This window comes from Streptosporangium sp. NPDC002544 (genome assembly GCF_040295965.1).
In the GTDB taxonomy this organism is placed as follows: Bacteria; Actinomycetota; Actinomycetes; order Streptosporangiales; family Streptosporangiaceae; genus Streptosporangium.
The window spans coordinates 1-18,352 of sequence record NZ_JBEOWJ010000062.1 but is presented as its reverse complement, the minus strand read 5'-3'; the positions used below and the strand labels follow the sequence as shown (position 1 = coordinate 18,352).

General features: G+C 70.9%; 12 protein-coding genes. 6 read left to right on the top strand and 6 right to left on the bottom strand.

The window, feature by feature from the left end; genetic code table 11:
* Nucleotides 1-944 precede the first annotated feature (944 nt).
* From ABT061_RS46860 to ABT061_RS46845, 4 genes are read left to right on the top strand one after another with little or no spacing between them, the layout of a single operon-like run.
* Nucleotides 945-2,588, top strand: a complete 1,644-nt coding sequence (locus ABT061_RS46860; RefSeq protein ID WP_350930190.1) for a SulP family inorganic anion transporter — start codon at nt 945-947, stop codon at nt 2,586-2,588.
* The gene (locus tag ABT061_RS46855) at nt 2,585-5,644 is read left to right on the top strand and encodes a putative inorganic carbon transporter subunit DabA (protein ID WP_350930189.1); all 3,060 of its coding nucleotides are present in this window, start codon (nt 2,585-2,587) and stop codon (nt 5,642-5,644) included. The genes ABT061_RS46860 and ABT061_RS46855 overlap by 4 nt, the downstream gene beginning before the upstream one ends.
* Nucleotides 5,641-6,993, top strand: coding sequence for a proton-conducting transporter transmembrane domain-containing protein (locus ABT061_RS46850; protein WP_350930188.1), 1,353 nt, complete (start codon nt 5,641-5,643; stop codon nt 6,991-6,993). Before ABT061_RS46855 ends, ABT061_RS46850 begins: the two co-directional genes overlap by 4 nt.
* On the top strand, nt 6,990-8,291 hold the full coding sequence (locus ABT061_RS46845; protein WP_350930187.1) for a proton-conducting transporter transmembrane domain-containing protein: 1,302 nt from the start codon (nt 6,990-6,992) through the stop codon (nt 8,289-8,291). Before ABT061_RS46850 ends, ABT061_RS46845 begins: the two co-directional genes overlap by 4 nt.
* Before the next feature lie 100 nt (nt 8,292-8,391).
* Here the strand turns inward: ABT061_RS46845 and ABT061_RS46840 are convergent, their stop codons facing one another.
* Nucleotides 8,392-9,360, bottom strand: coding sequence for an aldo/keto reductase (locus ABT061_RS46840; RefSeq protein WP_350930186.1), 969 nt, complete (start codon nt 9,358-9,360; stop codon nt 8,392-8,394).
* A 280-nt stretch (nt 9,361-9,640) separates the two neighbouring features.
* On the opposite strand from ABT061_RS46840, the gene ABT061_RS46835 reads away from it, so the two are divergent.
* On the top strand, nt 9,641-10,984 hold the full coding sequence (locus ABT061_RS46835) for a YncE family protein (protein WP_350930185.1): 1,344 nt from the start codon (nt 9,641-9,643) through the stop codon (nt 10,982-10,984).
* 210 nt (nt 10,985-11,194) lie between these two features.
* Here the strand turns inward: ABT061_RS46835 and ABT061_RS46830 are convergent, their stop codons facing one another.
* The 5 genes from ABT061_RS46830 to ABT061_RS46810 all read right to left on the bottom strand — a co-directional run bounded on the left by ABT061_RS46830 (nt 11,195) and on the right by ABT061_RS46810 (nt 15,981).
* Complete coding sequence (locus ABT061_RS46830; protein WP_350930184.1) at nt 11,195-11,425, bottom strand: zinc-ribbon domain-containing protein; 231 nt, start codon at nt 11,423-11,425, stop codon at nt 11,195-11,197.
* A 46-nt stretch (nt 11,426-11,471) separates the two neighbouring features.
* Nucleotides 11,472-12,359 carry a carbohydrate ABC transporter permease gene (locus tag ABT061_RS46825; RefSeq protein ID WP_350930183.1) on the bottom strand — a complete coding sequence of 296 codons (888 nt, stop codon included), beginning with the start codon at nt 12,357-12,359 and terminating at the stop codon, nt 11,472-11,474.
* Nucleotides 12,356-13,456: a carbohydrate ABC transporter permease gene (locus tag ABT061_RS46820; RefSeq protein WP_350930182.1), complete on the bottom strand. Its 1,101-nt coding sequence runs from the start codon at nt 13,454-13,456 to the stop codon at nt 12,356-12,358. Before ABT061_RS46820 ends, ABT061_RS46825 begins: the two co-directional genes overlap by 4 nt.
* Before the next feature lie 68 nt (nt 13,457-13,524).
* Nucleotides 13,525-14,796, bottom strand: a complete 1,272-nt coding sequence (locus tag ABT061_RS46815) for a sugar ABC transporter substrate-binding protein (RefSeq protein WP_350930181.1) — start codon at nt 14,794-14,796, stop codon at nt 13,525-13,527.
* A 57-nt stretch (nt 14,797-14,853) separates the two neighbouring features.
* A complete protein-coding gene (locus ABT061_RS46810) occupies nt 14,854-15,981 on the bottom strand; it encodes a LacI family DNA-binding transcriptional regulator (RefSeq protein ID WP_350930180.1) in 1,128 nt (375 codons plus the stop codon).
* A gap of 188 nt (nt 15,982-16,169) precedes the next feature.
* Here ABT061_RS46810 and ABT061_RS46805 point away from each other — a divergent pair, with 188 nt between their 5' ends.
* Nucleotides 16,170-18,317, top strand: coding sequence for an amylo-alpha-1,6-glucosidase (locus ABT061_RS46805; RefSeq protein ID WP_350930179.1), 2,148 nt, complete (start codon nt 16,170-16,172; stop codon nt 18,315-18,317).
* Nucleotides 18,318-18,352: the final 35 nt, after the last annotated feature.

Sequence of the window (18,352 nt, the reverse complement as noted above, 5' to 3'; positions counted from 1 at the left end):
CCCCTGCGGTGGTCCGCGGCCTTCGGGGCGTGGAGAAGGCGGGGGCGGGCCGTCGCGAAACTCGCGTGCCCGGGATTTTCCGCGACAGTTCAGTGGTGTGAAGAGAGCTTCGGGATCTGCGTCTATGTAATATCGCTAATATCGTGATAAATGCCCTGGATGACTATCGGATTCCGGCAACGTTCCAGTAACGCTTCGCTGTCTTCCGCTTATTTTGATGGCGGAAAGTTATATTGACGCTGACGGGGAAGGCGTGTGCTGCCGACTGGATCTCGGCGACCGGAATACGGTTGCCGGGAATCATGGAAGCGGATATGCAAACCGGCTTATCGCGCTTCATGGATATTGGTCGCGTTTGTCGTTTCTCGAATAGATTGCAGGGCTTCGTCCTGCCCTCACCCGCCAGGATTCCCAGCCGGGAGCCAGTGTGATGCCATCATCTGACAGACCACCGAATCCGCGGACAGCCGGGACCGTCCCGGTCCGCGGGTGGGCGGAGCCGCTTCGCGCGCTGAGAGCGGCGCTGGCGGTCGTGCTGTTGATGTCGCTGGTGACGGCCGTGCTGGGGGTGCCGACCGCGACCCGGGCCGAAACCACATCTCACCCGAGCGCGTCGGCCGCCGAAACCAGCCCCGGCATCGGTGCGGTGCTCGGTGCCGGGTTCAGCGTGCTTCCCGCTGACGGGCCGTGCGTGTTCGAAGACGACCGGCTGGACGGCGCGGACGGCCTTTCCGGCGCCGTGCCGGACGGAACGCGTGAACCGGCGCGGGACGCCGCCGTCACACTCCACCGCACCAAGCCGTCCCAGACGAGTCCGAAGACGGGCGGGGCCCGTGGTCCACCTGTGCGTACCGAGCACCTGTTCTCAGGCGCTCTCCGTACGCACCGCATCCGGCCGAGCGCGGCCGGAGTGGATCATCCCTGCCATCGTGAGGACCACGCTGATGCCCGAACGGCAAGACCCGAAGACCCATGACCCCTTACCGGCCGCGCGCCGGTTCACGTTCCAGAAATCGTTTCCGAAAGCGGATCTGAAATCCGGTTTCCTGGTTTTCCTCATCGCCCTCCCGCTCTGTCTGGGAATCGCGCTGGCCAGCGGGTTCCCGCCGGTCGCCGGTGTGTTGACGGCGATCATCGGGGGCGTCCTGGTCAGCCTGCTCGGCGGCGCCCCGCTGACCATCAAGGGCCCGGCCGCCGGCCTCATCGTGATCGCGCTGGGCGCGGTCCAGGAACTCGGCCAAGGCGACCTCGCCGCCGGATACCGGCGGGCGCTGGCCGTCGGCGTCGCCGCCGCGCTGATCCAGATCGTCTTCGCCCTGTGCCGGGTGGCCAGCGTCGGCGTGGCCATGTCCCCTTCGGTCGTGCACGGCATGCTCGCCGCGATCGGGATCATCATCATCGCCAAGCAGACGCACGTCATGCTGGGGGTGAAACCCCATGGCGAGCGCCCCTTCGACCTGATCGCCGAGATTCCACACAGCCTCGCCCACGCCAACCCCCGCATCCTGCTGCTGGGCGCGGTGTCACTGGCGATCCTGTTCGGCCTGCCGCTGATCCGCGCCCGGTGGGCCCATGTCGTGCCCGCCCCGCTGGTCGTGCTCGCCGTGACCGTGCCGGTCGGGTTGCTGTTCGACCTGCACAGCCCGCACGACTACCGCTTCATGGCCATGACCTACCACCTTGGCCCCGAGTATCTCGTCCGGCTCCCCGACACCCTGCTCGACGCCGTCGCCTTCCCCGACTTCTCCATGCTGCTCACGATGACCTCGCTGAAGTACGTGGTGATGTTCGCCCTGATCGGCACCATCGAGTCCACTCTCACGGTGCTCGCGGTCGACTCCATGGCGCCGGGGAGGCGCCCCGCCGACCTCAACCGCGACCTGCTCGCCCTCGGCGGGGGCAATTTGGTGTCGTCCCTGGTCGGTGGCCTGCCGATGATCTCCGAGATCGTCCGGAGCAGGGCCAACATCGACGCCGGTGCCGTCTCGCGCCGGTCCAACTTCTTCCACGGAGCCTTCCTGCTGCTGTTCGTCAGCCTGGCCCCCGGCCTGCTCCAGATCATTCCCCTCGCCGTCCTGGCGGCCATGCTCGTCTACACCGGGACCCGGCTCGCCGCGCCCCGCGAGTTCCGCCACGCCAGGAGGGTCGGCCTCGACCAGCTGGCCCTGTTCCTGATCACAATGCTCGTCACGCTCGCCACCGACCTGCTCGTCGGCGTCGCGGCCGGGCTCGCCGCGAAGTTCGTCCTGCACCTGCTGCGCGGGGTGCCCGTCCCCGCCTTCTTCCACCCTCGCGCGCAGGCCGTCCGTACCGGTCAGGTGCTGCACGTCAGCATTCCCGGCGCCGCCATCTTCACGGCTCTGCTGCCCCTGCGGCGTACGGTGAGGCGCGCCGGCGGCGACGGTGAGGACATCACCGAGATCGTCATCGATCTCAAGGACGCCGCGGTGGTCGACCACACCTTCCTGGCCGGAACCGACGCGATGTCCAGGGAGTGGCCCGCGGCCACCCTCACCTTCCGAGGGCTCGACCGGCTGTGGCCCGTCTCGTCCCATCCGCATGCCACCAGGCGCAGGAGGCGGGCATGAACCACATCGGTATGGTCATGTACCCGGTCGGGGAGGACCGACGTGTCGCCGTGGCGGACATGGTGGCACGAGCGGCGAGCCTGCTGCCCGGGCAGGCGCCGTTGCAGACGTTCGTCCACCACAACACCCTGCACGCCTTCGAACACCTGCCCTTCGAGAAGGCCGTCGTCCGCGCGGCGCGGCTGTTCGGCACCGAACCCTTCCAGAGCGAGGCGGCCTTCCACGGCCACCTGGGTTCGGGGCGGATCCAGTGCGGAGACCTCGACGCGGTCGTCGGGCCGGTGACCGGCGGCGACATCCCGATCGTGCCGGGCGGCCCGACACGCCGCGAGTTCCACGCCCTACGGCTCCGGCACCTGCTCGACGTCCCCAGGGGCCCCGCGCTGCGCCGGCTGCTCCACGAGACGCCCCAGCTGTCCCGGTTCACCGCCCACATCGGCGAGCGGCGCCGCGCAGAGCTGCTACGACAGGCCCGGCGAGACCGGCGCGGGCCGGCGATGCCCGGATCGGGCGCGCGGGCACCGGTGGAGCAACTGCTCGAACGACTCTGGAACCGGCTGAAACGGGTGGCGCCACCCCCGAGAGAGGCCGGGCGGCCGTCGCCGCGCCCGCGTGACCGGATCCTCGCCGTCACCGGAGCGGACCCCGACGAACTCGTCCACCCGCTGATGATCCGGCTCTGCGCGGCGTTTCTGGACCAGGGGGTCGCCTACTGGCCGATGCCGGAACGAGAACGGGGCCTTCTCGGCGCCTTCCGACGGCTTTACGGCCGGGGCGGGGGCCCGCCCGACCGGTTCCTTCGCGGACTGGCCCCCGAGCTGAGGCGGCAGGAGGCGGAGTCCTGGACGGCCGAGCGGACCGTCGCGTGGGCCCTTGGCGAACTGGCGGTGCCCGAACGGGACTGGGCGGCCGTGATCCAGGCCACCCTGCTGTCGCTGCGCGGCTGGGCGGGCATGACGCGCCAGTTCGAGCACCGGCCCGACCGCTCGCCGGTCGAGGCGCGTCCCGCACGGCTGGTCGACCACCTGGCCGTGCAGCTCACCCTCGACGCGTACGCGGCACGCCACGTGGTGGCCGAGCGTCTCGGCGGTCGCGCCGCGCTCACCGACATCGATCGGCCTCCCCGGCTCGCTCCGGAGCCCGACCTGGAACTGGTGTACGAGGCGTTCGTCCTGGCCCAGATCATGCCGGTCGACACCGCGGTGTTCGCCGACGCCGGGCATGCGGCGGCCTGGCTGGCGGAGGTCAGGTCCTTCGACGGGATCGAGCGGCGCCGCCTGCTGCACCTCGCCTACGAACGGCGCCATCGGATCGGGGTGCTCGACGCGCTCGCCGCGCACCACGCGCTCGCCGCGACGAGAAGGTCACCCCGTCCCGTGTTCCAGGCCGTGTTCTGCATAGACGAGCGGGAGGAGTCGCTGCGACGGCACCTGGAGGAGCACTTCCCGCGGGCCGAGACCTTCGGCTACGCCGGTTTCTTCGGAGTCGCCATGATCTACCGGGGGCTGCAGGACGTGCGTCCGCGCCCTCTCTGCCCGGTCGGTGTCACGCCCCGGCATCTGGTCGTGGAGGAGCCGGTCGGCGGGACGTGGCCCCCTCGGCGCGAGAGCTCACGCCGTCGCCGGGGCGCCTGGGGGCGGCTGGTCGCGGTGGGGAACAGGACTCTGGTGCGCGGTGGCGCGCTCGCGCTGGTGGGTGGACTCGCCCACCTGTTCGGCCTGTTCGGCCACTGTCTGCTCCCTCGCCTGTCCCGCAGCTGGTCCCGGCGGCTCGGGGCCGGCGCGGCTGCCGGGCCCGTCACCCGGCTGGCCGTCGAACGGGTCCTCACGGGCGCGAGCGGTGACGGCCCGCTCAGGGGTTACTCCGTATCGGAGATGGCCGACGTGGTGTCGGCGGTCCTGCGGACCACCGGACTCGGCCGGGCTCTGTGCCCCGTGGTGCTGGTCGTCGGGCACGGCTCGTCCAGCCTCAACAACCCGCACGAGTCCGCGCACGACTGCGGCGCCACCGGGGGCGGGCGTGGCGGTCCGAACGCGCGCGCGTTCGCCGCGATGGCCAACCACCCGGGGGTACGCGCGAACCTCCGCGATCGGGGGATCCACCTGCCGGAGGGCACCTGGTTCGTGGGCGCGTACCACGACACCTGCGACGACTCGATGACCTACTACGACGAGGACCTGGTGCCCGAGCGGTGCCGCGCGGAGGTCGGCAGGGCTCAGCAGGCCGTGGCCGCCGCGTGCGTCCTGGCCGCGCACGAGCGGTCCCGCCGTTTCGAGTCCGCGCCCGCGGACCTCTCGCCCGGTGACGCGCCGGTCCACGTCGGGACCCGCGCCGTGGACCTCGGGCAACCCCGGCCCGAGTACGGGCACGCCACGAACGCGGTGTGCGTGGTGGGGCGGCGCTCGCGGACCCGCGGGCTCTTCCTCGACCGGCGGGCCTTCCTCGTCTCCTACGACCCGGACGGTGATCCCTCGGGGGAACTCCTGGCGGGCCTGCTCCTCGCGGCGGGGCCGGTCTGCGCCGGCATCAACCTGGAGTACTACTTCAGCCACGTCGACCCGGTCGGCTACGGCTGCGGGACGAAGCTTCCGCACAACATCACGGGCCTGCTCGGCGTGATGGACGGGCACGCCTCGGATCTGCGGACCGGGCTTCCCTGGCAGATGGTCGAGATTCACGAGCCGGTACGCCTGCTGCTGGTCGTCGAGGCCGATCCGGAGCGCCTGGCGGCGATCCTGCGCGCCCATCCCGGCCTGAACCGGCTCGTCGTGAACGGCTGGATCCGGCTCGTGGCGTGGAGCCCGGACTCCGGCGCGATGCGCGTGTTCCGCCACGGCGTCTTCGTGCCCCACATCCCGGAGACCACCGTGTTCCCCGTGGTGGACCGCTCCGCGCGGTTCTACGCGGGCGAGCGCGGCCATCTGGGCTGCGCCCACGCGATGGCCGCCTTCGAGGCGGAACCCCCCGGGGCCTGCGACGTGTTCGACCCGATCGGTGTCCCTGTCGTCGGGCACGAGCCGGCGGGTCACGGGCAGTGGACCCGGGAGCCGCGGTGAGCCTCGAGATACACCGGTGTCTGCTGATCGCGATCGCCGGGCTGCCCCTCGGCGCGTTCCTGCTCCTGGCCGCACTCGCCTGGTGGGGCCGGGTACGCGCTGAGCGGACCGTCTCAACGATCGTCACCGTGGCCTTCGGGCTCGCGGCGGTGTCAGCGCTCGTGCTCGCCGTCACCGTGACGCGCGGCGACCGTGCCCTGACGGTGCCGGTGACGATGCCGGCGGGCGCCTGGTTCGGCGGCGGAGAGTACGGGTTCCACCTGCTGCTCGTGGGTGACCGGCTCTCGCTTCCCTTCGCCGCCCTCACGGCGCTCCTGGTGGGTCTCATCGGTGTCTTCTCGCAGCGGTACCTGCACAGGGAGCCGGGATACCTGCGGTTCTACCTGCTCCTCGCCCTGTTCGGGGTCGGCGTCGAGACCGTCGCCCTGTCGGGCGCGCTTGAGCTCGCCTTCGCGGGCTGGGAACTCGCGGGGCTGGCCTCGGCGCTGCTGATCGCCTTCTTCCACGAGCGGAAAAGGCCGGTGGAACACGCCCTGCGTGCGTTCCTGACCTACCGGGCGTGCGATGTGGGGCTGCCGGCCGCCGTCGTGTGGCTGCACCACACCACCGGCGTGTCCACGGTCACCGGCGTCCTGCGCGACGGAGGGTGGGCGGGTTTCGAGGCGCCCGCGACCACTCAGGACGCGGCCCTGATCGGGATCCTGCTGCTGTGGGCGGCGATGGGGAAGGCCGCGCAGGTGCCCCTCGGGGGATGGCTGCCCCGCGCGATGGAGGGGCCGACGCCGTCGAGCGCCATCTGCTACGGAGCGGTCTCCGTCAGCATGGGCCCGTACCTGCTGCTGCGCACCGAGTCCGTGTGGGCGGGGGCGACGGCGGCGCGGATCGCGGTGGTCGCCGTCGGCGCGCTGACCGCCGTCCACGTCACCCTGTCCGGACGTGTCCAGACGGACATCAAGAGCGCGCTGGCCTACGCCTCGATGACCCAGATCGGAATGATCATGGTCGAGGTCGGGCTGGGACTGCGCTACCTCGCGCTGGCACACCTGGTCGCGCACGCCGTGTCGCGCAGCGCCCAGATCCTGCGCTCGCCCAGCCTGATCCACGACCATCACCACCTGGAGCGGATGACGAACGGGCCGCTACCGCGTACCGGAAAGCACCTGGAGCGTCTGATTCCCCGGGCGGTGCAGGCATGGCTGTACCGGTACGCGCTGGAAAGAGGCTACTTCGACGCCTGGCTGCGGGACTACGCGGTGGGCGGGTTCGTGCGACTGGTCCGGCGGGCCGACTCGCTGGACGATCGCTGGGCGCGGTGGCTGAGCTGTGGCCGAGGGGAGCGGAAGTCATGATCGCACTGGTTCCGCTGCTGGTGGCGGCCGTTCTCCTGGCCGCGTCCTGCGCCGTCGCCAGGACCGTTGACCGGCGGCGCGCGCGCCACGTCGCGGTGGTCTGCGCCACCGCCGCCGCCTTTGTCGCGACGCTGTCCGCCGTGCCGCCCCTGCTCGCCCCGCTCACCGGAGATCACCTGTGGGGCCTGCTCGTGGCGGTCGTGCCGGACGGTGCCGCCAGGTTCGCGGGCATCCTGACCTGCCTGGCCGGCCTGCTGGTGGTCGCGATGAGCCCGCTCGCCGAACACCCGCCGGCGACCCTGGCCCGGATACTGCGCCTGCTGGCCGCCTCGTCGGGGTTCGGGGCCGTGGGGCAGGGCGGGGCGACGGTCGCGCTGTGGGCGCTCTCGGCCTGGCTGGTCTGGGCCGAACTGCGCCGGCGCGACGACGGGCTCGCCCGCCTGTTCGCCGCCTACCACGTGCCCGGCGTGCTGCTCCTCGGCGCGGGCACCGCGCTGGCGGCGACCGGCCACAAGGAGACGGGGGCGGTACTCGTCGCCCTCGCGCTCGTGATCAGGCTCGCCCTGGTGCCCGCGCACGGCTGGTACCCCAGGTTTGTCGAGCGGGCTCCGATGGGGGTGGTGGTCGCGTTCGGCATCGCACCGCTCGGCATGCTCACCCGGCTCGACCTGCTCTCCGCGTTCCCCGCGCAGGAGGTCGCCTCGCTCGGTGTCCTGACCGCCGTCGCGGCCGCGGTGCTCGCGGTGGTGCAGGACAGGGCGAGGCGGGCGCTGGCCTTCCTCATGATGAGCCAGGGCGGGCTGGTCGTGTTCGGGCTCGGCGGCGACTCACCGATCGCGGTGTCCGGGGCGCTGCTGACCTGGCAGGCGTCGGCCCTGGCCCTGCCGGGATTCGCGATGTCCCTCGCCGCGCTGGAGGCTCGGCGGGGAGCGCTGTCACTGGCGACCCCCGGTGGGAACTTTGCCAGGACCCCGCGCCTGGCCGTCGCGTTCCTGCTGTGCGGCCTCGCGGGCGTCGGTTTCCCGCCGTCCCTCGGATTCGCCGGTGATCACCTGCTGGTCCACGGCTCGGTCACCGGTTTCCCGCCGGCCTGGCCCGTGCTGCTCGGTGTCGTCGGCGTCAACGGGATGACGGTGATGAAATGCTTTCTCACCCTCTTCGCGGGCAGCCGCGCCCACTACGGCGAACGCGACCTCGTCCCGCTCGAGGCCTATGCCCTCACGATCGTCATCGGTACGCTCCTGATCGGCGCCGCCTTCCCGGTGACGCCGGGATCCGTGTGGTTCGGTGGCTCGTAAAGCGCGGCAGGGGGCCGTTCCCCGGTAAGAGGGCCGGTGTGTCGCCGGTCGTCGGGTACTGCCGGCGAAGGTGGGCAGGAGGCTCCCGGCGTCGGCGGACTCAGCTCCAGGGAAGCGCGCCGCGCTCGGACCAGTAGCTCTCCGGGGTTTCCGCCAGTCCGGCGAGCCGCTCGTCGAGCTCATGGTCCCAGCCGGTCTCGACCGCGCCGAGGTTGTCACGCAGTTGCCCGGCCGAGACCGCGCCGCTCAGCACCACCCCGGCCCACGGCCGTGCCAGTACGGCGGCCAGTGCGAGCGCGTCCGGTGTGGTGTCCCGCTCGCGCGCGGCGGCCAGGAGTGCGGCGGGCGCCGCCTGGGCGGTCAGCCGGCCGTTCGCCACGCCCTCCTTGACGATCACGCCCAGCCCCGCCTCGTGCGCCCGCGCGAGTGCCTCACCGGCCGAGCGCTCCAGCAGGTTCCACGTCGACTGCACCGTGTCGAACAGCCCGGCTCCGATCGCCCGGTCGATCGTGTCCGCCTGACGCGGCCCGCTCGTCGACAGACCGATCGCCACTCCCTCGGCCCGCAGCGCGCGCAGCCGGTCGAGCACGTCCTCGTCGTCGAGCACGCCGCTCTCCACGGTCGCCGAGTGGATCTGGTAGAGCGACAGGTGCTCGCCTAGCAGCGCGCGTGTCTGCTCCAACTGGACGCGCAGCCGGTCGGCGGTGAGTTCCTTCACCTCGTGCCGCTCGGCGTCCAGACGCCAGTCGCCGACGTAGGCGTATCCCCACTTCGAACCGATCGTGACCGCTCCCGGGGCGATCCCGCGCTCGCGCAGCCAGCCGGCCAGGAACTCCTCCGCCCGCCCGTAGGAGCGCGCCGTGTCGAGGTAGCGCACCCCCGCCGCCCAGGCGGCGTCGAGTACGGCCCAGGTGCGTGACCGCATCACGGCGATGTCGCGGTCGTCGCCGAGGTCCTCGGCGCGGCCGAGTGTGATGTAGGCGGGACGGCCGAGTGCGGCCAGGCCGAGACCGACAGGTGTCACGGTCAGACCGGTCTGGCCCAGAGGGCGTCGGACCAGCGAGTTCATGACCGCCAATATATCGGCCGCCAGATCCGGGGGACGTCGCGTGAGGTGCCGCCAGACCACTGGCTATATACCGAAATATCTGTATATGCAATTCCCGATAGTCGGCGGGTGTCGTTTGTTGCCGGAATTGTGGCAAATATCTGCAATATGAGGTTTTTTCGCCTGTTTTCCTTTAGTTCAAGCAATTTCTGGACTTGTGGCGTTCTGGGATTGAAAGTAGAAAGCAGCGTGGTCGGAAGGGATATGGAGATGTTCCGGCTGGAACGACCTTGGAGGGCGTATGGGGAAGTGGCGGGTCGCGATCGTCGCGGTGCTGGTGCTGTTCGTCCTGGGAGCGGCCGCGCCGCCCCAGGCGCCGGCGGGGAAGTCGTACGAGGTGTGGCTGGTCGACCAGTCCAACACCGACGGGCTCTCCTACGGCGGCGCGGTCAACGTGTACTCCGGCGCTGAGGTCACCCACCGGCTGTCGGCCGCGCGGCCCGTCCACGTCATAGACCTGAGTGGTGCGACCTCGTCCCTCTGCCTGGCGAGCACCGGCAGCGTCCCCGTACGTCCCCACATGATTGTTTTCAACAAGGCCGACACCCACGCCGCGCTCGCCTTCGTCGCCAGTGGTCACGTGGTCGTCTTCGACGCCGCCGCCCGGCAGCCGCTCGCCTGCTTCCTCACCGAGGCCGGAGCGGGAGGGGTCCGGCAGGCCCATGCCCTCTGGCCCACCGAGGACGACAAGTACCTCGTCGTCTCCAACCAGAACGGCAAGAAGCTGGAGCGCATCAGCACCGACTACGCGTCCGGCACCTTCGTCCAGCAGCCGGCCGCGACGATCGACCTGGCCGGATGCACCACCCCGAACGGGATACCGTGCCAGGCACCCCGGCTCCGCCCGGACAACGCGCCGATCTGCCCGTTCATCGCCTCGGACAACGGCCCGGTCTTCGTCAGTCTCCGGGGCGGCGGGATGCTCGTGGTCGACTGGCGCACGACGCCGATGTCGATCGTGGGAGAGTACGACGCGAGCAGGATCCCCGCGAACGGCTGCGGGTTCATCGAGGCCAAGGGGAAGGTCTTCGGGAACGGAGGCGGTGGCACGCCCGACCACCTCGACCAGTTCAGCGTCTTCCGGCTGCCGATGAGCGGTTACTCACCGGCCAACCCGCCGAACACCCCGGCGGTCCAGTCGCTCTTCAACGACGACTCGCCCGACCGCGACGCGCACGGCGTCCTCGCCTCCGACGAGGAGCGCTACGTCTGGGCCGGTGACCGCGCCGCCAATGTCGCCGAGGTCTTCGACGGGGCGACCGGCGCCCATGTCGGCACCGTCGACCTCGTCTCCCGGTTCAGCGCGGACCCGACGGTCGACCTCTTCGCCGTCTCGCCCGACCACGACTGGGCCTTCGCCTCGACGCGAGGGCCGATCCCGCTCTCCGGCGACCCGCACTCCTCCCACGGAACCGACCCGGGAATGCTGATCGTCAAGCTGACCGGAAACGGTAAGAAGGGCGTGGTCAAGGGCCTGATCCCGATCTCCAATGTGGACGCCGGCGGCCTCCAGCGCGCCGACGCCCACGGCATCCGCGTGCGGCGTACGGGCCCCGTCCAGACGGCAGCTGATTCGGCACCGTAAAGCAGAATCACTATAAATGTAAATAATTAACACTTCTTTTCTTGTTGGCGATAATTCCCTTCTTTGGTCTGATGTATCGCTGTGTGTTCTTGGCGGGGCGGCTGCTCAGGGCGTGCCCGCGTGGTGACCGCGGGGTTCGGTCTCCGGGAGCGAGGCGGTGCCGGGACTCTCCGCCGCGCACCGGCCACGTGGCCACGCCGGACGCGGTGGTCAGCGGACCGCCGGCCGCTCCGCCTCCTCCTTGGGGATGTCGTACGAGGCCGCGCAGAAGGTGCACTGCATCCCGTACCTCGTCCGCACCGGGAACAGCGGGACGAAGAACAGGCTGAACTTGGTGACCCGCCGCGAGAGCACCTGCGCCGCCGCGTTGCCGCAGTTGCGGCAGACCAGGGTCAGCACCCCGAGCCGGTGGACCACCGTGCGCAAACCGAAGATAAGCATCTCTCACCTCTACCCTGTCCCGGCCGGTCAAGCGCGGGGGGGGGGACTACCCCTTGTCGGCCCCCTCGCTGGCGCCGCGGATGAAGTAACGCTGGAAGATCACGAAGATGATCGCGACCGGGACGGTGGCCAGCACCGCCGCGCCGAGTTTGAGCGGATACTGGGTGCCGACCCCGAGGGAGCCGCTGACCAGGTCGGCCAGGCCGCGCGGCAGCGTGAAGAGGCTGGGATCCTGGACGGCCACCAGGGTGTGCGGGAACTCGTTCCAGCTGCTCTGGAAGGAGATGATCGTCAGGGTGATGACGGCGGGGCGCCCCATCGGCAGCACCACCGACCAGAAGATGCGGAAACGGCCGGCCCCGTCGATCCGCGCGGCCTCCTCCACGCTCACCGGGATCGACTCGAAGAACTGCTTCATGATGAACACGCCGGCCGCGTCCGCGATCACCGGCAGGATCAGCGCGGTGTAGCTGTCGTAGATGCCGAACTGGTTCAGCACGAGGAACTTCGGGATGAACAGCACCACCCCCGGAACCGCGATGATCGCGACGATCGCCGAGAAGAGCGCCTGGCGCCCGCGGAAGCGCAGCCGGGCGAGCGCGTACCCGGCCAGGGAGTCGAGGAACACCCGGCCGACGGTGATGACGACGGTCACCAGCACCGAGTTGCCCAGCCACAGCGGCATGCCGGTGTCGGCGAACACGCGCTCGAAGCCGGCCAGCGTCACCGGGTCGGGGATCGGCGAGAGCGGGCTGGCCGAGGCGTCGGGCGCGGTCTTGAACGAGTTGGCGACCTGGATGACGAACGGGTAGAGGAAGACCAGCGAGAAGAAGACCAGGACGGCGTACCCGCCGAAGGTGGAGACCAGCGAGCGGATCCCGCCCGGCCGCTCCGGGCGGACGGGGACGAGGCGGTTCTTGGCCGCGGACATCATGCCCTCCTCTGGCGCGGCGTGCGGCGTTTCGCGTTCCCGCCGTCCTTGTCGCGCATGACCCATCGCTGGAACGCCGCCAGCACCACGATGAGCACGAACAGGATGAACGAGATGGCCGCGCCGGAGCCGTAGTCCAGCTCCTTGAAGGCCGTCTGGTACGACAGGAAGGCCGGGGTCAGGGTGGTTTTCGCGGGCTTGCCCTGACTCATCACGTACACCTGGTCGAAGACCTGCCAGGTGGCGATCAGGCCGAGGGTCAGCACGAGGAACAGGGTGGGCTTGAGCATCGGCAGCGTCACGTAACGCAGGCGCTGGCGGAGGGTGGCGCCGTCCAGCATGCTCGCCTCCTCCAGGGTCACCGGGATGTCCTGGAGCGCGGCGAGGAACATCAGCATGAACGTTCCCGAGGTGGTCCAGACGACCAGGATGATGATCGTGCACATGGCCACGCTGGGGCCGGACAGCCAGTCCCACCACGACAGCCCGAACGGGCCGCCGCCGGTCAGCGCCTCGGGGGGCGCCTCGGGATCGACCAGGCCGACGGAGCCCAGTAGCAGGTGCAGCACGCCCCGCGCGTCCGAGAACCACGGGGGCCCGTCGACGCCGACGAGCGCGAGCAGCCTGTTGACCGCGCCGGAGTTGCTGAAGATGAACAGGAACAGGACGCTGATCGCCACCGAGCTGGTCACCGACGGGAAGAAGAACGCGGTGCGGAAGAAGGTCTTGCCCTTGAGGAGCCGACGGTTGACGATCAGCGCCAGGCCGAGCGCCAGGATCGTCTGGGCGGGCACCACGATCAGCACATAGTAGAAGTTGTTGCGCAGGCTCGTCATGAAGTTCAGGCGGCCCAGGTCGTCCTGGGTGAACAGGGCGGTGTAGTTGTCCACGCCGACGAACGGCACCTGCGCGCGGAACGGGCTGCCCTGGCCGTTCCAGTCGGTGAAACTCACCCACAGTGCCATCAGGATCGGCAGCAGCATGAACAGGGTGAGGATCACCACTACCGGCGCCACGAAGAGCCAGCCCGCGATGTTCTCCCTGGTCCTGTCGCCAAGGCGGCGCGCGGGCCGCCGCGTGGTGGTCGTTGTCTCGGCCACGTCAGTCTCCCTTACATCCGGTGCGCGGTCCTGGCCCGGGGCGGGCCGGGACCGCGCACCGGTCTGACTCAGTTGCCGAGCGCGGCCTTGGTGTTCTTCTGCAGATTCGCCAGGATCTTCTCGGGGTCGCCCGCGGGCAGCTGCTGGATGGAGGTGTCGAAGTCGGCCAGCACGCTGTCCATCTTGGGGGCGTTGACCGGCCCCTGGGCGTACTCGGCGCCGTCGACGAACGGGGCGTCCTCGGGGAAGGCCTGGACGAAGGCGTCCTTGGCCGACTGGCGCGAGGGCATCACGCCGAACGCCTTGGCGAAGGCCATCTGCTGGTCGGCCTTGGTCATCGCCTCGACGAAGGCGATCGCCTGCTCCTTGTGCTTGCTCTTGGCCGCGATGCCCCAGCAGGTGGTGAAGGACAGGGTGCCCTTGCCCTTGGGGCCGGCCGGCAGCTCGTGGGCGCTGTACTTGACGTCCGGGTAGTCGGCCTTCATCGCGCCCTTGATCCAGTTGCCCTCGATGGTCATCACGGCCTTGGCCTTGCCGAACGCCTCACCGCCCCAGCCCGCGTCCACCTGCTTGGGGAACCGGGCGAGCCCGTCCTTCAGCAGGCCCTGCACGTAGCTCAGGCCCGCGGCGTTCTCCGGGCTGTCGGCGATCGCCTGCTTGCCGTCGGGGCTGACGATCCAGCCGCCGGCCTCCACCATGAACGCGCCGACCCGGTCGCGGGTGTCGCCGATGACCAGCGGGGTGACGTCCGGCTGCTTGTCCTTGAGCTTCCTGGAGACCGCGGTGAGCTGCTCCCAGCTGGTCGGCACGTCGGCGTCGGTGAGCCCGGCCTTCTTCCACAGGTCGTCGTTGACGATCAGCGCCAGCGTGGAGAAGTCCTTGGGCGCGCAGTACAAGGTGCCGTTGTAGGTGAACGTCTCGCGCAGGCCGGGGTAGAAGTCGGCGGAGTCGGAGATCTTGTCCGCGTACGGCTCCAGCGCCCCGACGCTCGCGTAGTCGGCGAAGCGCGCGGCGTCGACGTAGAACACGTCCGGCGGGTTGCTCCCGGCGAAGGCCTGGCCGAGCTGCTGGGTCAGGTCCTGGGCGGGGGTGATCGTCGCGGTGCTGCCCGAGGACGCCGACCACGTCTGGGCGGCCGCGCGCAGCGCGTTCGTCTCCGCGTCGCCGGAGGAGCCGATGAGCACCTGCAGGCTGGCGGGCCCGCTGCTCTGCGGGGCGCTGCTCTGGTCGGCGGAGTCGTCGAAACCGCTGCCGCAGGCGGCCGAGGTCGCCAGGGTGCCCACGGCGAGCGCGGCGAGTGCCGCGGTACGGAGGTTGTGCTGCTTGATCGGCTGTTTCATCGTGCCTTTCCAATCTTCCTGGGGGGTGATCTGAAGGAGAGCCGGGTGGTCACGCGGTCATGACGACTGCCGGAGGACCAGAGACGGCTGGAGCAGTACGTGCGTGCGGGGCCCACCGGCCTCGGGGTCGTCGGGGGAGGGCGGGTCGAACAACCGGGTGAGCAGGCCGACGCAGCCGGCCGCGGCCTCGGCCAGCGGCTGGCTGACGCTGCTGAGCCCCACCGCCTTCGCCACCGGCGTGTCGTCGAAACCGATCACGCGGACCGGGAGGCCCTCCTCGCCACCGGCCTGTCCCGCGACCGTGAGACGTCCCTCGGCCGTCAGCCGTCCCGAGGCGGTCAGCTGTCCCGAGGCGGTGAGGGAGCGGACGGCGTGCAGCGCGCCCAGGGCGAGCGAGTCGCTGGCGCAGACCAGCGCGGTGATCGGCTGCTCGGCGCGCAGCAGGTCGCGGGCCGCCTTCTCGCCGTCGGCCACCCCGTCGTCCGTGGCCTGGTCCAGGCCGGCCGGGTCGATCCCGGCGCCGGCGAGGGCCCTGGTCCAGCCGGACCTGCGGTCGTCGCCCACGCCGGAGCCGGGCGGCCAGCCGAGGAACCCGATCCGCCGGTGACCCGCGTCGAGCAGGTGACGGGTGGCCGCCGCGGTGCCGGCCGCCCCGTCCACGTCGACCCAGGGGTGCTCCGGATCGCCGGCCGCCTCCCCGCCGGAAGCACCACCCGCGTTTCCCGCGTTTCCCCATGGCCGCCCGAACGTGACGAACGGCAGCCGCCGCTCGCGCAGCCACGCGGGGCGGCCGTCGCCGTGGTAGGTGCTGGTGAGCACGAAGGCGTCCGGCTCGTGACTTCCGACCAGGTCGTCGAAGGTGTCGATCTCCGATCGCTCGTCGCCCGCCGCGTAGAGCAGGATCCGGTATCCGGCTCGGGCCGCCGAGGCGGTCAGCCCGTGCAGGAACCGGTCCAGGACCGAGCCGTTGATCCCGTCCCGGTCCGGCTCGATGCGCGTGGCGATCAGCCGCGAGCGGCCGGTCCGCATCTGCCGTGCGGCCTGGCTGGCCCGGTAGCCGAGCGCCTCGATGGCCTCCCGCACCCGGTCGCGGGTCTCCTCGCGGACCAGTTCGGGGCTGTTGAGCACGTTCGACACCGTCTGGCGCGATACCCCGGCACGGCGTGCGACATCGGTAATCGTCACCTTTGTAGCCATATGCACCTTTCTGAGGGTTTGAACGTTCAAGAGGGGATGAGGCATGATTGGATCGTTCAAGTAAACGGAGTGTAATGGTTGGATCGTTCAAGTAAAGAGAGTGTTTCGCAATGTGCACCCACCGGCCGTCGTCTGTCAAGACGTCACCGGCTCGACACGATCTCAGGGAGTCAGTCGTGTTCGACGACGCCTCATCCCCTACCCCCCAGGCGGTCACGGTGGCCGATTCCACCGCGGCCTACCGCCTCCAGCCCCTGCTGCACGACCTCGTCAGCACCGTGCTGGCGCCGACCGTCGCGCTGAGCGGCGGCGACGGGCAGATCCGCCCGGCCGGTGTCCAGGGCGTGTTCCACGCGGACTCCCGCGCCCTGTCGCAGGCCACCCTGACGATCGACGGCCGGGAGCCCGAGGCCGTCGGCCATGCCCCCCAGGGGGTGGGCGCCACCAGGTTCGTCACGCTGGCCCGATGGCTGGGTGATCCCGTTCCCGATCCCACTGTACGGATCGAGCGATTCCGGCAGGTCGTACCGGGGGGCATGGAGGAACGTGTCGAGATCGTCTCCAGTGCCACCGTCCCCGTCGCCGCCGTCGTGAGCCTGGAGCTGGGCTGCGACTTCGCCCCCATCGAGGTGGTGAAGTCCGGCGGTGACACCGCGGAGGCCGCGGCCGAGTGCACCGCGCCCGGTGAGATCTCCTGGAACTCCGGCGGCGTCCGGGTCGTGGTGACCGGTACGGGCGCGCGGGCCGAGTCCGCCGGGTACGCGCGCACGGGTTTCCTGCGCTGGCCGGTCGAGCTGGCGCCCCGCGGCCGGATCACCCTGTCCTGGAGGGTCGAGGTGCGCGACCCCCAGGCCGTGGTGACCGCGCCCGATCGCCCCGCCGAGTGGGCGGTGGGGGAGGGGGCGCCCCGGGTCGTCGCCGCCGACCACCGGCTGAGCAGGCTCTTCGAGCAGTCCATGGACGACCTGCGCTCGCTGCGGCTGGCCGAGACCGCCGCCCCCGGCGACGCCTTCCTCGGCGCGGGAGTGCCCTGGTTCCTCACCCTCTTCGGGCGTGACGGCATCTGGGCCGCCCGGATGCTGCTGCCACTCGGTACGGAGCTGGCCATGGGCACCCTCCGGGTGCTGGCCCGCAGGCAGGGAACCAAGATCGACCCCGGTTCCGGCGAAGCCCCCGGGAAGATCATGCACGAGCTGCGCCGGCACGAGTTCGCGGTCGAGGGCAACGGACTGCACCTGCCCGCCGCCTACTACGGCACGATCGACGCCACGCCGCTGTGGATCAGCCTGCTGCACGACGCCTGGCGCTGGGGTGCCCCCGCCGCGGAGATCGCCGCGCTGCTGCCCCACCTGGAGGCCGCCCTCGGCTGGCTCGGCGGGCACGCCGACCCCGACGGGGACGGTTTCATCGAGTACGTCGACACCAGCGGCCGGGGTCTGGCCAACCAGGGCTGGAAGGACTCCGGCGACGCGCTGCGCTTCCATGACGGACGCCAGGCCCAGCCACCGATCGCCCTGGTCGAGGTGCAGGGCTACGCCCACCAGGCGGCCCGGCAGGGCGCCGACCTGCTGGAGGCGTTCGGCCGCCCGGGAGCCGCCCGCTGGCGCGAGCACGCCGCGGCGCTGGCCGAGCGCTTCCGGGCCCGGTTCTGGGTGGAGGGGCCACGGGGCAGCTTCCCCGCACTGGCACTGGACCGGGACAAGCGCCCGGTCGACGCGCTGACCAGCAACATCGGCCACCTGCTCGGCACCGGCCTGCTCACCGGGGCCGAGGAGGCCGGGATCGCCGACCTCCTCGTCTCCCCGGAGATGGCCGGTGGCTTCGGCCTGCGGACGATGTCGGCGGACGCCGGCGGCTTCAGCCCGCTGTCCTACCACTGCGGGTCGATCTGGGCGCACGACACGGCGATCGTGGTCGCCGGACTGGCCCGCGCCGGGTTCGCCGAACACGCGGCGACCCTCGCGGAGGGGCTGCTCGCGGCCGGAGAGACGTTCGGCTACCGGCTGCCGGAGCTGTTCGGCGGCGACGATCGGGCGGCGCTCGGGCGTCCGGTGGCCTATCCGGCCGCCTGCCGCCCGCAGGCGTGGTCGGCCGCCGCCGCGGTGACCCTCGTGCACGCGGCGCTCGGCCTCTATCCCGACGTGCCCGCCGGCCGGGTACTGCTGCGGCCGCTCGCGGGCGCTCCGCTGGGACCGGTCTCGGTACGAGGGCTGCGGATCGCCGGGGCCGAGGTGGGCGCGGCCGTCGACCCGCAGGGTGAGGTCGTCGTGACCGGCCTGCCCGCAGGGATCTCCACCGAGCGGGCAGGCCGGGACGTGAGCTGAGCCCGGCCGTCGCCCCGGCGGGACGTCCCGCCGGG

What these genes read in the sequence shown, in the direction of transcription:
- ABT061_RS46860 (WP_350930190.1), top strand. Translation starts at nt 945, where the DNA reads ATGCCCGAACGGCAAGACCCGAAGACCCATGACCCCTTACCGGCCGCG.
- ABT061_RS46855 (WP_350930189.1), top strand. Translation starts at nt 2,585, where the DNA reads ATGAACCACATCGGTATGGTCATGTACCCGGTCGGGGAGGACCGACGT.
- ABT061_RS46845 (WP_350930187.1), top strand. Translation starts at nt 6,990, where the DNA reads ATGATCGCACTGGTTCCGCTGCTGGTGGCGGCCGTTCTCCTGGCCGCG.
- ABT061_RS46840 (WP_350930186.1), bottom strand. Translation starts at nt 9,360, where the DNA reads ATGAACTCGCTGGTCCGACGCCCTCTGGGCCAGACCGGTCTGACCGTG.
- ABT061_RS46835 (WP_350930185.1), top strand. Translation starts at nt 9,641, where the DNA reads ATGGGGAAGTGGCGGGTCGCGATCGTCGCGGTGCTGGTGCTGTTCGTC.
- ABT061_RS46830 (WP_350930184.1), bottom strand. Translation starts at nt 11,425, where the DNA reads ATGCTTATCTTCGGTTTGCGCACGGTGGTCCACCGGCTCGGGGTGCTG.
- ABT061_RS46825 (WP_350930183.1), bottom strand. Translation starts at nt 12,359, where the DNA reads ATGATGTCCGCGGCCAAGAACCGCCTCGTCCCCGTCCGCCCGGAGCGG.
- ABT061_RS46815 (WP_350930181.1), bottom strand. Translation starts at nt 14,796, where the DNA reads ATGAAACAGCCGATCAAGCAGCACAACCTCCGTACCGCGGCACTCGCC.